The organism is Amycolatopsis pithecellobii (assembly GCF_009707865.1).
GTDB classification, from domain to species: domain Bacteria; phylum Actinomycetota; class Actinomycetes; order Mycobacteriales; family Pseudonocardiaceae; genus Amycolatopsis_E; species Amycolatopsis_E pithecellobii.
In genome coordinates, this window is record NZ_WMBA01000020.1 from 1 (window position 1) to 14,433 (window position 14,433).

A 14,433-nucleotide genomic window follows, 5' to 3' on the forward strand; every position below is an offset into this window, starting at 1 on the left:
GTGAATAAGAGACAGGGCAGCATCAGAATGCTCCCGCGATGTGCTTCAGCTGGGGCGCCTCATCAGGGGTGGCCAGTATCGAGATCACGTCGAAGCGCAGAGGGCACCAGCGGACGCCTCGTTCGCGTAGCCATTGGCCTGTTATTCGGCGGATGCGGGCGCTCTTTTCGCCCGTCACGGCTTCGGCTGGGTCACCGAAGTTGCGGCCCGTGCGGGTTTTGACTTCACACACGACCACGGTCTGATAGTCGGTGGCCACGATGTCCAGCTCGCCCTCGCGGCAGCGCCAGTTTCGGTCCAGTACCACCAGACCGAGTGATTCCAGGTGCCGGGCGGCCAGCTCTTCACCTCGCCGGCCCAGGTGTAGGTGGGCGGCCGGTTCCGCCACAGTTTCCGTCATGCTTACCCCCAGTGCTCGAATCCTTACCGTCTGAGATGACGGTGCCAGGTTCGGCACGGGGAGCGCCAGAAGGAATCAGGTCACCTGTGGATAACCCGACCCTTGTGGACAACCAGGGCGGATCAGCCCGAGAACGGGCCGTCCTCGGGTAACCGCAGGTCGGGTTTCTCCAGCTCTTCGACGTTGACGTCCTTGAAGGTGATGACCCGGACGTTCTTCACGAAACGCGCCGGGCGGTACATGTCCCACACCCACGCATCCGACATCCGCACCTCGAAGTACACCTCGCCACCACCGTCGCGGACCTGCACGTCCACGGCGTTGGCCAGGTAGAACCGGCGCTCGGTCTCCACCACGTACGAGAACTGGCTGACGATGTCCCGGTACTCCCGGTACAGCGACAACTCCATCTCGGTCTCGTACTTCTCGAGATCCTCTGCGCTCATGGAATCCGCGCCCCTCCTCGCGAGCTCAACCGACTTCCGGCGGCGGAACCTTCATTCTGACTCACGACCTCGTCCAGAGCACGCACTGACGCCTCGAGCTGCCCCAATGCCGCCACGGTCAGCATCACCTTGTGCGGCGCCCGCCGCCCATGCGCGGCCGCGGCCGTCGCGACATTCGTGTACGACCACCGATGTACCGCACTGGGCCCGTACTCCGTGAGTGCCGCGCCGTGCTCGGTCGTGGTGTACCCCTTGTGCACGTCGAACCCATACATCGGATGCTCCCCATGCAGGTCGAACATGATGCGGTCCCTGGTCACCTTCGCCAGCACCGATGCGGCCGCCACGCACGCGACCGACCGGTCCCCCTTCACCACGGCCAGGCTCGGTGCCGGCAGCCCCGGCACCTTGAAACCGTCGGTGAGCACATAACCAGGCCGGGTCCGCAGGCCCGCGACCGCACGCCGCATGCCCTCGATGTTCATGACGTGAATTCCGAGCAGATCGACCTCGGCCGCCGGAATCACCACAATGGAGTAGTCGAGGGCCCGTGCTATCACCCGGTCGTAGACACGATCCCGGGCACGCGCGGTCAGCAGCTTCGAGTCGGTCAACTCGGTCAGGCGTGCGGCGTCACCGGGTTTGAGCACACAGGCTGCGACCACGAGCGGGCCCGCGCAGGCGCCACGACCCGCCTCGTCCACCCCGGCGACGGGCCCGAGACCGCGACGGTCGAGCACGGACAACATGCCCCAGAAAAGCTCCCCACGGACAACCGCCCGGGGTGGCCTGATCGGGGCCGCGAGCGCCGAAGAGCTACCCACTGCCTACCGCTTTCGCTTGACCGCCTTGCGCGCACCGGAACCCAGCTTGCGGCTGACAAACACCGCAGGCCACGCCGCGGCGGCGCCGATCCCGAGCGGCACGCCCTGCTGCCAGTCCGGCGCGCTCATGCCGAGCGCGACCGGCTGGGCGTTCTGCTGCGGGTTGGTATCGCTCACGCCGCCCCACCGGCCGGGCGGCAGCACAATGACGCGGGCCTTGCCGATGATGTTGTCGACCGGGACGACCCCGCGCAGCCCGCCGCCACCTTGGCAGCGCGAATCGCACGAGTCGTTGCGGTTGTCCCCCATGACCCAGACGTCGCCTTGGGGCACCGTCACCGGGTCGAACGGGTCCTGCCGCGGGTCACTCGGGTCGGCCCAGTGGATGTACGGCTCGTTCAGTGCCTTGCCGTCGACCACGACCCTGTTCTGCGCGTCGCAGCACTGCACGGTCTGGCCGCCGACGGCGACGATTCGCTTGACGAAATCCCGCTCGTCCGGCGGCGCGAGCCCGAACACCGAACCGACGTTCTGGAAAAACCGGACGATCGGGTTGCCGGACCGCTGGGCCGGAGCTTCGTTCTCGAGCCAGGGCTCCGGTCCCTTGAACACCACGACATCGCCGGGACCGGGGTCCGCGAAATCGTAGGTGATCTTGTCGACCAGGACCTTGTCGCCGTAGCAGCCCGTACAGCCGTGCAGTGTGCTCTCCATCGACGCCGACGGAATCGTATAGACCCTGGCGAAGAATTGCTGGAAAACAAATGCCAGAACCAGCGCGACCACAATCAAGATCGGCAGTTCCACCCAGAACGAGCGCTGTTTCTTCGGCTTACGACGCCGACGCTTTCCATTTGCGTCGTTTTCGCCGTTTTCAGCGCGTTCCGGTTCGTCCTCGGCAGCGCTCGAGGGCACAGGCTCAACCACGTCGCCAGGCTACTAGGGCGCGGGTCAGGAAGCCGTGGGGGCTTCGCGCCGCTCCTTGATCTTCGCCGCCTTGCCGCGCAGCTCGCGCAGGTAGTACAGCTTGGCGCGGCGCACATCACCGCGCTTGAAGACCTCGATCTGGGCGATATTGGGCGAGTGCACCGGGAAAGTGCGCTCGACGCCGACGCCGAAGGAAATCTTGCGCACGGTGAATGTCTCGCGAACGCCACCGCCCTGACGGCGGATGACGACGCCCTGGAACACCTGGTTGCGCTCGCGGTTTCCTTCGATAACGCGAACGTGCACCTTCAGCGTGTCACCCGGGCGGAAGTTCGGAATGTCGGAACGCAGCGACTGAGCGTCCAAGCTGTCCAGGGTGTTCATCGGGATTCCGTCCTCGTCCTTCGTCTGACTACGTACTTCCGGGCACGGACCAGCTGGCGCAGCGATCGACCCGGGGGCTCATAGAGCGCGCACATACAGCGGCGCACCAAGTGTCAAGTATGGCAGACGCGATCGTGGCGGGCTCACCCGGCCTGCCGCTGCTCGCCTCGGACGCGGTCGAGCACGGCGAGATCGCGCTGATCAAGACTACCTTCCGGCAGCCTGTCCAGAAGCTCGGGCCGCCGGCGCAAGGTGCGTTCCAGCGCCTGGTCCCGCCGCCAGCGCTCGATGAGCGCGTGGTTACCGCCGCGGAGCACCTCGGGCACCGCGAGCTCGCGCCACACCTCGGGTCGCGTGTAACTCGGCCCTTCGAGCAGGCCGTCGGAGAACGAGTCCTGTTCGGCGGACACGGGATTGCCCAGCACACCGGGCAGCAGCCGCACCGTCGCTTCGACCATGACCAGAACCGCGGCCTCGCCGCCGACCAGGACATAGTCACCTATGGACACCTCATCGACCGGCATGCGGCGGGCCGCGTCGTCGATGACGCGCTGGTCGATGCCTTCATACCGGCCGCAGGCGAACACCAGGTGTTCCTCTCGCGCGTACGCCCGCGCGGTCTCCTGGGTGAACGAGCGACCGGCGGGGGTGGGCACGACCAGACGAGTCGCCTCGCCGCACACCGCGTCCAGCGCGTCACCCCACACCTGGGGTTTCATCACCATGCCGGGCCCGCCGCCGTAGGGCGCGTCGTCCACGGCACGGTGGACGTCGTGCGTCCAGTCCCGCAGGTCGTGCACACCGATGTCGATGAGACCGCGCTCGATGGCGCGACCCAGCAGTGCGGCTCGTAGCGGGTCCAGGTATTCGGGGAAGATCGTGATGACGTCGATCCGCATGGCGGTCCCCACTGTGTCGATTGATACCAATCCGACCACAGTCACCGCGATCCGCCTGGCGTAGGTCGGCTTCCGGTTGACCGCGGTTGGCCTACTTTTGGTCAGATTGGTACTCGGTTTCGTCGAGCAGGCCTTCGGGCGGGTCGAGCACGACCCGCCCGGCCGCCACGTCGACGACGGGCACGATGGCCCGCACGAACGGCACCAGCACCGTCCGGCCCTCACGATCCAGTGTGAGCAGCTCGCCGCCGGGCGAGTGCACGATCTCCTGCACCGTGCCGACGACGGTGCCGTCAGCCAGTTCGGCGCGCAGCCCTTCGAGCTCATGGTCGTAGAACTCGTCGGGATCGTCGGTCGGCGGCAGGTCCGCAGTGTCGGCCAGCAGCAGCATCCCGCGCACCGCTTCGGCGTCCTCACGGGACTGGACCTGCTCGAAACTCACCAGCAGCCGCCCGCTGTGTGCGCGGGCGGCCGCGATGGTGAGGGAACGAGTGCGGCCGTCACGGTGACGTGCGGTGAGCACGGAACCTTCGGCGAATCGCGCTTCGGGTGAATCCGTGCGCACGTCCACCGCGAGCTCGCCGCGGATTCCGTGCGCCTTCGCGATCCGCCCGACCACTACCTCCACGATGCGGGTCAGCGGTCGGTGTCGACGACGTCCACCCGGACGCCGCGGCCACCGATACCGCCCATCACCGTGCGCAGCGCGGTCGCGGTGCGTCCACCCCGGCCGATGACCTTGCCCAGGTCGTCGGGGTGGACGTGCACCTCGAGCGTGCGGCCGCGCCGGGTCGTGATCAGCTCGACCCGGACATCGTCCGGGTTGTCGACGATCCCGCGCACCAGGTGTTCGAGGGAATCGGCGAGGAAGCTCACGCCTGCGCCTTACCCGCCTCGTCGGACTCGGCCTCGGCCTTCTTCGGGGCCTTCTTCTTCGGCGTGGTGGCCTCGGTCGCAGGCTCCTCACCGGCGGCGGCCAGCGCGGCATTGAACAGGTCCTGCTTCGACGGCTTCGGCTCGCGCACCTTGAGGGTGCCCTCGGCACCGGGCAGGCCCTTGTACTTCTGCCAGTCACCGGTGATCTCGAGGATGCGCTGCACCGGCTCGGTCGGCTGGGCGCCGACACCCAGCCAGTACTGGGCACGTGCGGAGTCGACCTCGATGAAGCTCGGCTCTTCCTTCGGGTGGTACTTGCCGATCGTCTCGATGGCCTTGCCATCGCGGCGGGTGCGCGCGTCGGCGACGATGATCCGGTAGTACGGCGCACGAATCTTGCCCAGGCGCTGCAGCTTGATCTTGACGGCCACGGGTGTGGGTACTCCTTGGTTTTCTCGGTGCTCGCTGGTGCCGGGTCACGATCCGAGTGGGGAGACGGACACGAGTACCCGAAGCTTTGGGCTGCCACGGCGCGGTGAGAGGGACCGGCCGCAGCGGGCAAGCAACAATTGTGCCAGACGCCGTCGGCCCGTGCGCTAGAGGGTCAGCACGCCCAGCGTCGTGAGCAGCAGCGTGAGCGCCGGCAGGAAGTTGTTCATCTGATGCGCCACGATCGCGGCGGGCAGTCGCCCGGTGAACAGCCGCGCGAGGCCGATCGGGACGGCGATCACCAGCAGCAGCGTGGTCCGCAGCGGTTCGAGGTGGCTGACCGCGAACACCGCCGTGGACAGCAGGAAGGCGGCGAGCCTCGTCCACCGTTCACTCCCCCACGGGAGCCGTTCCACCGCACCCCACAGCAGGCCGCGGTAGATGATCTCCTCGCAGATCGGGCCGAGCAGCCACAGGTAGACGAACATGATGACGGCCGCGGTCAGCGACATCGGCTGGTCCTCGACCAGCGCGCCGATCGCCGACGTCGCATTGTGCTCGCCGACGGCCTGGGTCCAGATGAACGCACTGACCGTGGTGAGGACGAGACCGAGCACGCCGAGTTTGAGGCCGAGCCGGATGTCGGCCCAGTGCCATTCGAGACGCAGGTCGATGCGTGGACCATTGCCGCGCCACGCGGTGATGAGCACGGCCACGAGTGCGGCCAGCACGGTCGGGGTGATCGTGCCGATCAGCACGTCGCGGACGGGGATCTGCGCACCGGCCGGCACCGGCCCCGCCAGCACGCTGACGAACGCGGCCGAAGCCAGCAGGACTGCTTCGACGACAAGGAAAGCCCCGAAGCCCCATCTGTGTACCGGCGTGGCGGGCGGGTCCGGCAGTTCGATCGAGTCCAGTGGCTCGCCGGGCTGCGTCGTGGTCACCCGCTGCCTCCATCCCATCCGACCGAACCACTTTCCGAGCCTAGTCGCCATGCCGGTCGCCGTTCACGTGAACGACAGCAAGGCGAGGGGCGCGTTTTCCACCGCACGCGCAGGGAAAATTGAATCGAGCGCGGCGCGACCAAACGCCCGCGTGCCCCCCTTCACGCTGTCCAGGCTAGGTGGCGGCGTGCGATCGGGCGAATTCGGGCCGTGGTGATCAGCGAATGACAACCCCGTTGAGCACGACGTGCCGCGGGGTGCGCAAAACCGCCAGATCCTCACGGGGATCGGTGTCGTAGACGAGCAAATCCGCCGGCGCGCCCTCGGTCAGCGACGGATGGCCCAGCCATTCGCGGGCCGACCACGACGCGGCAGCCAGCGCCTCCGTGCGGGACATGCCCGCGCGCCACAGCGCCTCGATCTCGTCGACAAGGCGGCCGTGCGCCACCATCCCGCCCGCGTCGCTGCCGGCGTAGATCGCGACGCCGGCCGATAGCGCCGACGCGATCATGTCCGTCACCCCGGCGTGCAGTGCGCGCATGTGCGCCGCGTACGCCGGGTACTTTCCCGCTTTCTCAGCGATACCAGGGAAATTCTCGATGTTGATCAATGTCGGCACGAGCGCCGTGCCGCGGTGGGCCATTTCGGTGAGCAGATCCGGGGACAGGCCGGTCCCGTGTTCGAGGCAGTCGATTCCCGCGTTGATCAGGCCGGGCAGCGCGTCCTCACCGAACACGTGGGCCGTCACGCGGACACCGGCTGCGTGCGCGATCTTGACCGCCTCGGCGAGCACATCGTCCGGCCACAGTGGAGCCAGGTCCCCTTTGGCCCTGTCGATCCAGTCGCCGACCAGCTTGACCCAGCCGTCGCCGTCCGCGGCCTGCTCGGCGACCGCCTCAGGCAGCTGATCCGGCGAGTCCAGATCGAGGCCCAAACCCGGGATGTAGCGCTTCGGCAGGGCGAGATGCCGGCCGCACCGGATCATCCGCGGCAGGTCCGGACGCTGCTGCAACGGGCGGGTGTCGATGGGCTGGCCGCAGTCGCGGATCAGCAGAGTGCCCGCGTCACGGTCCACCACGGCGTGCGCGATCGCCTCGTCCACTGTGGACGGACCGGCCGCACCGATGCCGGGATGGCAGTGCGCGTCGACCAGGCCGGGCACCAGAAAGCCTTCGGTGACAAGGGTTTCCGCGCCGTCCACCGGTTCGAAGGTGAGCCGGCCGTCGACCACCCACAGATCGCGCTGCCCGCCATCCGGCAGCACGGCACCCCGCAGGTGCATCACTTGTTCTTCGGCAGCTTGAACTTCGACGGGTCGAAACCGGGCACGTCGTTCATCCCGCCGCCCAGCTGGGAAAGGTCCGGCATGCCGCCACCACTGGGCGGGAGCATCGGCATCCCGCCGGGGAACCCGCCGCGCACCTTCGGCTGCGTCGGGCCGCGGCCCTTGCCCTTCTTCCCCTTCTTGCCCTTGCGGCTCTTGGTGGCGCTGCCACCGCCGAAGCCGAAGCGGCCCGCCATCTGCTGCATCATCTTGCGAGCCTCGAAGAACCGGTTCACCAGGTCGTTGACCTCACGCACGGTCACGCCGGAACCCAGCGCGATGCGCTGCCGGCGCGACCCGTTGATCATCTTCGGGTTCTCCCGCTCGGCGGGGGTCATGCCGCGGATGATGGCCTGCAACCGGTCGAGCTGCTTGTCGTCGACCTGGGCCAGCTGATCTTTCATCTGCCCGGCACCCGGCAGCATGCCCAGCAGGTTGCCGATCGGGCCCATCTTGCGGACCGCCAGCATCTGCTCGAGGAAGTCCTCCAGCGTCAGCTGCCCGGTGCCGAGCTTGGCCGCGGCCTTCTCCGCCTGCTCCTGATCGAACGCCTGCTCGGCCTGCTCGATAAGGGTGAGCAGGTCACCCATGCCGAGGATCCGGCTCGCCATCCGGTCCGGGTGGAAGGTGTCGAAGTCCTCGAGCTTCTCGCCGTTGGACGCGAACAGGATCGGCTGGCCGGTGACGTGGCGGACCGACAGCGCGGCACCACCGCGGGCGTCGCCGTCGAGCTTGGTGAGCACCACACCGGAGAAGCCGACACCGTCACGGAAGGCCTCCGCGGTGGTCACCGCGTCCTGACCGATCATCGCGTCGACGACGAACAACGTCTCGTCCGGCCGCACCGCGTCACGGATGTCGGCGGCCTGCTTCATCAGCTCTTCGTCGACACCGAGGCGGCCCGCGGTGTCGACGATGACGACGTCATGCTGGGCGTGCTTGGCCTCTTCGATCCCGCGGCGCGCGACGTCCACCGGGTCACCGACACCGTTACCGGGCTCGGGCGCGAACGTCGGGACGCCGGCCCGCTCGCCGACCACCTGGAGCTGGGTGACGGCATTGGGGCGCTGGAGGTCACACGCGACGAGCAGCGGCGCGTGGCCCTGCTTCTTCAACCACATCGCGAGCTTGCCCGCGAGCGTCGTCTTACCGGAACCCTGCAGACCGGCGAGCATGAGCACCGTCGGCGGGTTCTTGGCCAGGTTGAGCCGCCTGGTCTCGCCACCGAGGATCGCGACGAGCTCCTCGTTGACAATCTTGATGACCTGCTGCGCCGGGTTGAGGGCGCCGGAAACCTCGGCACCCTTCGCGCGCTGCTTGATCTGTGCGATGAACTCCCGCACGACGGGCAGCGCCACGTCAGCTTCCAGCAGCGCGATCCGGATCTCGCGCGCCGTCGCGTCGATGTCGGCGTCGGTCAGCTTCCCCTTGCCGCGCAGTGTCTGCAGCGCGGCGGTGAGCCGGTCGGAGAGGGTGTCGAACACGGGTGTACACGCTCCAGCTGGTCGTGGTTGCTCCGCAGACCAGGGTAGCCGCCCGCTGAGCCCGACCCGCGGGTGCTGGCCGGGTGGGGCGCTCATGCGGGTGGCTCGCCCCCTCGTCGAGCCACCCGCATGGTCACGCCAGACACCGCACGCCCCGCCGCGCTCGCCCGGACCCCCAGTACCGGGCGAGAGCCGGCCGTGGACATCTCGTCGCGATGTCCGCAAGCCTGCCCGGTACGGGAGTCACCCGGCAGCGTGACAACACCCAAGTAGCGGTAGGTAGAACTACTCAGGTGCGCGGCACTGCCGGTCGCAGCGGTGGGACACGTCACGGCGGAAGCCATGACGCGGAATTTCCGAGATTTTTTCAAGACGTCAGGATGCGGCGGCCAGTACGGCTTGCTCGACCCGGTGCCGCCACGACTGATCCAGCCGCACGCCGCGGGGCGCGACGGCGAAGGAGTCCACGACGGCACCGCCCAGGGTGGTGACCTTCGCCCAGCGAACCTCGGCGTCACACGATTGCAGGGCACCCGCGACCCGGTACAGCAGGCCGATCCGGTCGGCCGCGCGAAGTTCCAGCACGACGTTGTTCGGCCCGGAGGTTTCGTCGTCGAACCACAACACCTTGGGCCTGGCCACGACGCGCACCGGCGAGGAGTAGTCCCGTTCCTTCGCGGCGAGCTTCTGCTCCAGCGCCAGCCCGCCGGCGACCGCGCGCGAGAACTGTTCCCGCAGCAGCGCCGTGTCGGGCAGTGAGCCGAACTTGGGCGAGGCGACGAAAATACCCGCCCGCCCGTTGCCATGACCGCGCAGCGTCGCGGTGTGCACCTCGAGCGAGTGCAGGGCCAGCACACCGGCGGCCGGAGCGAGCAGTTCCGTGCGCGCCGGCACCGCGAGCACGACCGTCGCCATGTTGCCGTCGTGGCTGATCGACACCTCCGCGCGGCCGGTGCGCACAGCGGTCACCACGAGCTCACGCTGCGGGGCATCGAGCGGCTCCGGTGGGCTGAAACCCTTGCCCTGCATGAGTTGCCGGCAGCGCGTCACGAGGTTCTCGACGAGGCCGGCCTTCCAGTCGTTCCACATCCCGGGTCCGGTGGCGAGCGAGTCGGCCTCGGTCAGCGCGTGCAGCAGTTCGAGGAGCACGACGTCGTTGTCGACCGTCTTCGCGACGCGGTGCACGGTCGTCGGCTCTTCGATGTCGCGGCGGGTCGCGGTGTGCGGCAGCAGCAGGTGATGGCGCACCACCCCGGAAACCGTGGTGGCGTCGGCGTCGGACAAACCGATGCGTCGGGCCACCTGCGCGGAGATCGCCGCACCCAGTTCCGAATGGTCGGCCTCGCGCCCCTTGCCGATGTCGTGCAGCAACGCGGCGAGCAACAGCAGGTCCGGTCGTGACACGGTGGTGGTCAGCTTCGAGGCCTCCACACAGGTCTGGACCAGATGCCGGTCGACGGTCCAGGCATGTACCGGTGAGCGCGGCGGCAGGTCACGCACCGCGCCCCACTCGGGGAAAAGCCGTGCCCACAGCCCTGTCCGGTCGAGCGCCTCGACCGCGTCGATCAGCCCTTCGCCCGCACCCAGCAACTCGGTCAGCGCATCGCGCGCGTCGGCGGGCCACGGGGTTCGCAGCTCCGGCGCGGAGTCGGCGAGCGTTTTCAGCGTGCCGTGGGCGATCGGGACACCGGTGCGCGCGGACGCGGCAGCCACCCGCAGCAGCAACGCGGGGTCCTTCGCCGGGACCGCGTCCCGCGCGAGGGAGACCTCGTTTCCGTGCAGCACAACGCCTTCGTCGAGCGGGGTCCGGCTCGGCCGCCGCCCGAACCGGCCCTTCGGCTGGTCCACAGTGGACCGGAGCGCGACTTCGACCGCGTAGCTGACCGTGCGCCCGGCGCCGGCAAGCTTGCGCGCGAGCGTGAACCGGTCGCCGAAGCCCAGTTCCGCGGCCACCAGCTCCGCGTCGGGCGCGCTCAGCACGTCCCGGTCCCGCCGCAACTCACGCCGCAGTTCCGTGCGGACGTCCAGCAGCAACTCCTTGGCTTCGCGCAGTTCCTCGCTCGGACGATCGGTCAGCTGGGCCACCGCGAGCGCGTCCAGCACGCCGAGATCCCGCAGTCCGCCCTTGCCGTACTTGAGATCCGGCTCGGCGGACTGGGCGATCTCCCCGCTGCGCTGCCAACGTTTGTGGGTCGCCGACGCCAGCTCGGGCAAGCGTTTGCGCGCTGTGCGGCGCCACTGATCGCGCGCCGCGGTGGCCAGCCGCCCGGACAGCTCGGCGTCACCGGCGATATGCCGGGCGTCGAGCAAACCCATGGCGGTCCGCAGATCTTCCGAGGCGACCTGCAGGGCCTCCGCGGGAGTGCGGACGGAATGGTCGAGACCGATGCGCGCGTCCCACAACGGGTACCACAACGCGTCGGCGATTTCGGCGACCCCGGGGTTCTGGTGGTGCACCAGAACGAGGTCGAGATCGGAGAACGGCAGCAGTTCGCGCCGTCCGAGGCCGCCGACGGCGACCAGCGCGACACCGGGATCAGCGATGTCGACGCCGGCCGCCGCCGCGGCCTTGCTGAGCCAGAACTCGTACAGGTCCACCAGCGCGGCCCGTAGTGCGGCGGCGCCCAGCCGGCCGTGACGGCCTTCCAGCAACCGGTTCGCCGCCTTGGCGAGTTCCCCCCCGAGAACCATCCGCGCCTACAGTGCGTCCGTGCCGCGCTCGCCGGTGCGAACCCGGACGACGGTCTCCACCGGCGTGACCCACACCTTGCCGTCACCGATCTTGCCGGTGTGCGCGGCGTTGACGATCGCCTCGATGACCTTCTCCACGTTCGCGTCGTCGGTGACGACCTCGACCCGGAGCTTGGCCACGAAATCGACCGCGTACTCAGCACCGCGGTAGACCTCGGTGTGGCCCTTCTGCCTGCCGTAGCCCTGGACTTCGCTGACGGTCATGCCGAGCGCGCCGAGCTGCTCGAGTGCCGCGCGGATGTCGTCGAGGGTGAACGGCTTGACGATCGCCGTGATCAGCTTCATGCCTTGCTTCCTTCCAGTGCCGCGCGGTCCTTCGGCGCCGTCGCGAGCGGACCGGGACCGGTGCCGCCGTGCCCACCGAGGACGGACTGACCGAAGTCATACGCGCTTTCCGCGTGCTGCGCTTCGTCGATACCGCTGACCTCGTCCTCCTCCTTGACCCGGAAACCACCGGCCGCCTTGATGACGAAACCGATGATCAGCGTCAGGATGAAGGAGTAGCCCATCACGGCGAACGCGGCCGCGGCCTGCTTGCCCAGCTGGCCGAGGCCACCGCCGTAGAACAGGCCGTTCGCGCCGAGCGAGTTCACCTTGGTGGTGGCGAAGAAACCGATCAACAGGGTGCCGACGAGACCGCCGACCAGGTGCACGCCGACGACGTCGAGCGAGTCGTCGAAGCCCAGCTTGTACTTGAGCGACACGGCCAGCGCGCACACCGCACCGGCGATGATCCCGATCGCGATGGAACCCAGTGGCGTGACGAAACCACAGGCCGGGGTGATCGCGACCAGACCAGCGACCGCGCCGGAGGCGGCGCCCAGCGTGGTGGGCTTGCCGAACTTGAGCTGCTCGACCAGCAGCCAGCCGAGGGCGGCGGCGGCGGTGGCGACGGTGGTGTTGGTGAAGGCGACCCCGGCGAGATCACCGGCCGACAACGCGGAACCGGCGTTGAAGCCGTACCAGCCGAACCACAGCAACGCGGCGCCCAGCAGGACGAACGGCACGTTGTGCGGGCGCCCGGTGTCCTTCGGCCAGCCCTTGCGCTTGCCGAGCACGATCGCGAGCGCAAGACCCGCGGCGCCGGCGTTGATGTGGACCGCGGTACCACCGGCGAAGTCGAGTGCCTTGAGCTTGTTGGCGATCCAGCCGCCGAGCGCGTCCGGCCCGATGAAGCCGTCGAACGAGAACACCCAGTGCGCGACCGGGAAGTACACGATGGTCACCCAGACGACCACGAACAGCGCCCAGCCCCAGAACTTCGCCCGGTCGGCGATGGCACCGGAGATCAGCGCGGGCGTGATGATCGCGAACATCAGCTGGAACATCGCGAACGCGAGCACCGGCAGTCCGTCGGAGCCCGGCCACGGCACGGCCGGCGTGGTGTCGGTCGCCGCCGTGGCGAAACCGGCGAGCTTGCCCCACGTGTCGGCGAAACCGGCGTGCTGGAAGTTACCGATCAGCCCGCTGAAAGCGTCGTTGCTGAACGACTCACCAAAGCCGTAGAGCACCCACAGCACAGACACGATCGCCAAGCAGATGAAGTTCATCATGAGCATGTTGAGGACGCTCTTCACGCGAACCATGCCGCCATAGAAGAACGCCAGCCCTGGTGTCATGAGCATGACCAGCGCGGCGCTGGCCAACACCCATGCGGTGTCTCCTGCGTTCAGCACAATGTTCCTCCCGGTTCGAGATATTGCCGGGGAGTTTCGATTTCGGGTGTTTCACCGGACGGCATGTCACGTTTCGTGGAGGTGAACTGTCGTTCCGGCCTTGTTACGAGCACGTTTCCGGTGCACCCGCCTGCCGGGTCCTTTCACGAAACGTCGCCGTCAGATACGGACGGTGAGCCGGAGCGGCGCCGCTGCTCCGGTGGAGTAACGGCTCTGGTGTGATGACGGTATGGCCCTGCCTTCCGCCGTCGTCGATGCGCTGCGGTGCTCGATCTGCGGTGAACGGGTCGAGTCGCTGGAGCGCATGCTGCGCTGCCCCCGGCGGCACACGTTCGACCTGGCGAAGCAGGGCTATGTGAACCTCTTGCACGCGAAGGTCCCGGCGGGCACGGCGGATACCGCGGAGATGGTCGCGGCGAGGGCGGAGTTCCTGGGCGCCGGCCATTACGCCGGGCTGGCCGAACGGCTCGCCGACCGCGCGGCGGCGTTGCTCCCCTCGGGGCTGGTGGTGGACGCGGGCGCCGGCACCGGCTATTACCTCGCGCGCGTACTGGACGAAGCGAGCGGCGCGACCGGGCTGGCGCTCGACGTTTCCGCGCTCGCGCTGCGGCGCGCAGCCCGCGCCCACGACCGGCTCGGCGCCGCCGTGTGGAACCTGTGGTCACCGTGGCCGGTGGCGAGCGGGTCGGTTTCGTTGCTGCTCAACGTGTTCGCGCCACGTAACGCCAACGAGTTCCACCGCGTGCTGCGGCCCGGCGGGAGGCTGCTCGTGGTGTCACCACGGCCCGCTCATCTTCGCGAGCTGGCCGCCGTGGTGGATCTGCTCGACGTGGACGGGCGCAAGGATGAACGGCTCGGCACCGCACTCGCCGGGGGATTCGAGCTGGTTTCCCGGGAAGAGCACACGCAACGCATGACGCTGTCCCCGGCGGATGTCCGGCGCGCGGTCCTGATGGGACCCAACGCGCACCACCCGGAGCGGCTCACCCGGCTCGGCGACGTCCGCGAACCGCTGGAGGTCACCGCGTCCTTCCTGCTGTCGGAATACCGGCGGACACCGTGATGGCCC

16 protein-coding genes are annotated in these 14,433 nt (G+C 68.5%); 1 reads left to right on the forward strand and 15 read right to left on the reverse strand.

Annotation, left to right across the window (positions count from 1 at the left end; all coding sequences use genetic code 11):
- Nucleotides 1-22 precede the first annotated feature (22 nt).
- From GKO32_RS15105 to GKO32_RS15175, 15 genes are all read right to left on the reverse strand, one after another.
- Nucleotides 23-400 (reverse strand): YraN family protein, encoded by a 378-nt coding sequence (locus GKO32_RS15105; RefSeq protein WP_154757506.1) that lies wholly within the window; start codon nucleotides 398-400, stop codon nucleotides 23-25.
- Nucleotides 401-522: 122 nt separating this feature from the next.
- Entirely contained in the window at nucleotides 523-846 is a 324-nt protein-coding gene (locus GKO32_RS15110; RefSeq protein WP_027946358.1) for a DUF2469 domain-containing protein, read from the reverse strand.
- Nucleotides 843-1,595 carry a ribonuclease HII gene (locus tag GKO32_RS15115; protein WP_154757575.1) on the reverse strand — a complete coding sequence of 251 codons (753 nt, stop codon included), beginning with the start codon at nucleotides 1,593-1,595 and terminating at the stop codon, nucleotides 843-845. The genes GKO32_RS15110 and GKO32_RS15115 overlap by 4 nt, the downstream gene beginning before the upstream one ends.
- A 78-nt stretch (nucleotides 1,596-1,673) precedes the next feature.
- A complete protein-coding gene (gene lepB, locus GKO32_RS15120; protein WP_312867944.1) occupies nucleotides 1,674-2,597 on the reverse strand; it encodes a signal peptidase I in 924 nt (307 codons plus the stop codon).
- Between the two features lie 24 nt (nucleotides 2,598-2,621).
- Entirely contained in the window at nucleotides 2,622-2,981 is a 360-nt protein-coding gene (gene rplS / locus GKO32_RS15125; RefSeq protein WP_154757507.1) for a 50S ribosomal protein L19, read from the reverse strand.
- Between the two features lie 143 nt (nucleotides 2,982-3,124).
- Nucleotides 3,125-3,880, reverse strand: a complete 756-nt coding sequence (trmD, locus tag GKO32_RS15130) for a tRNA (guanosine(37)-N1)-methyltransferase TrmD (RefSeq protein WP_154757508.1) — start codon at nucleotides 3,878-3,880, stop codon at nucleotides 3,125-3,127.
- Nucleotides 3,881-3,971: 91 nt separating this feature from the next.
- The gene (gene rimM / locus GKO32_RS15135; protein ID WP_312867945.1) at nucleotides 3,972-4,508 is read right to left on the reverse strand and encodes a ribosome maturation factor RimM; all 537 of its coding nucleotides are present in this window, start codon (nucleotides 4,506-4,508) and stop codon (nucleotides 3,972-3,974) included.
- Between the two features lie 8 nt (nucleotides 4,509-4,516).
- A complete protein-coding gene (locus GKO32_RS15140) occupies nucleotides 4,517-4,756 on the reverse strand; it encodes an RNA-binding protein (protein ID WP_020671256.1) in 240 nt (79 codons plus the stop codon).
- Nucleotides 4,753-5,187: a 30S ribosomal protein S16 gene (gene rpsP / locus GKO32_RS15145; protein ID WP_312867946.1), complete on the reverse strand. Its 435-nt coding sequence runs from the start codon at nucleotides 5,185-5,187 to the stop codon at nucleotides 4,753-4,755. The genes GKO32_RS15140 and rpsP overlap by 4 nt, the downstream gene beginning before the upstream one ends.
- A gap of 165 nt (nucleotides 5,188-5,352) precedes the next feature.
- Entirely contained in the window at nucleotides 5,353-6,129 is a 777-nt protein-coding gene (locus GKO32_RS15150; protein WP_312867947.1) for a CPBP family intramembrane glutamic endopeptidase, read from the reverse strand.
- Between the two features lie 217 nt (nucleotides 6,130-6,346).
- Nucleotides 6,347-7,411, reverse strand: a complete 1,065-nt coding sequence (locus GKO32_RS15155) for an amidohydrolase family protein (RefSeq protein WP_154757510.1) — start codon at nucleotides 7,409-7,411, stop codon at nucleotides 6,347-6,349.
- Nucleotides 7,411-8,937 (reverse strand): signal recognition particle protein, encoded by a 1,527-nt coding sequence (gene ffh / locus GKO32_RS15160; RefSeq protein WP_312867948.1) that lies wholly within the window; start codon nucleotides 8,935-8,937, stop codon nucleotides 7,411-7,413. The genes GKO32_RS15155 and ffh overlap by 1 nt, the downstream gene beginning before the upstream one ends.
- A gap of 375 nt (nucleotides 8,938-9,312) precedes the next feature.
- Nucleotides 9,313-11,628, reverse strand: coding sequence for a [protein-PII] uridylyltransferase (locus tag GKO32_RS15165; protein ID WP_154757511.1), 2,316 nt, complete (start codon nucleotides 11,626-11,628; stop codon nucleotides 9,313-9,315).
- Between the two features lie 6 nt (nucleotides 11,629-11,634).
- Nucleotides 11,635-11,973 carry a P-II family nitrogen regulator gene (locus GKO32_RS15170; protein WP_091513500.1) on the reverse strand — a complete coding sequence of 113 codons (339 nt, stop codon included), beginning with the start codon at nucleotides 11,971-11,973 and terminating at the stop codon, nucleotides 11,635-11,637.
- Nucleotides 11,970-13,364, reverse strand: coding sequence for an ammonium transporter (locus GKO32_RS15175; protein ID WP_312867949.1), 1,395 nt, complete (start codon nucleotides 13,362-13,364; stop codon nucleotides 11,970-11,972). The genes GKO32_RS15170 and GKO32_RS15175 overlap by 4 nt, the downstream gene beginning before the upstream one ends.
- 229 nt (nucleotides 13,365-13,593) lie before the next feature.
- Here GKO32_RS15175 and GKO32_RS15180 point away from each other — a divergent pair, with 229 nt between their 5' ends.
- Nucleotides 13,594-14,427, forward strand: coding sequence for a putative RNA methyltransferase (locus GKO32_RS15180; RefSeq protein WP_154757512.1), 834 nt, complete (start codon nucleotides 13,594-13,596; stop codon nucleotides 14,425-14,427).
- Nucleotides 14,428-14,433: the final 6 nt, after the last annotated feature.